Raw genomic sequence first — 217 nt, 5'->3', positions numbered from 1 at the left:
CACTGAGGCTCCCTTGACCCGCCAGATAATAATCCACTGCCTGTCGTTTCAATTCCTGAGAGTACGCTTTCCAGGTCTTCGATTCCTTTAATCCGTCGATTCCATCAGATTGATATTTACGGATCCAGTCATTGAGGGTCGATTTAGCGACACTGTATTCTTTGGAGACCACACCCATCGACTTCTTCTCATCTAAGACAGATAACACCACTTTCAA

At 45.2% G+C, this 217-nt stretch carries 1 protein-coding gene; it reads right to left on the bottom strand.

The genetic code is table 11. From position 1 onward, the window contains the following. Positions 1-217 (bottom strand): helix-turn-helix domain-containing protein (locus E2491_RS14045; protein ID WP_134376262.1); only part of this gene is annotated, 217 nt, incomplete at both ends.

It is taken from the genome of Jeotgalibacillus sp. R-1-5s-1 (genome assembly GCF_004405105.1).
Classification (GTDB): domain Bacteria; phylum Bacillota; class Bacilli; order Bacillales; family Jeotgalibacillaceae; genus Jeotgalibacillus.
Note: the sequence above shows the minus strand (reverse complement) of the source record. Positions and strands in the feature narration are given on the sequence as shown.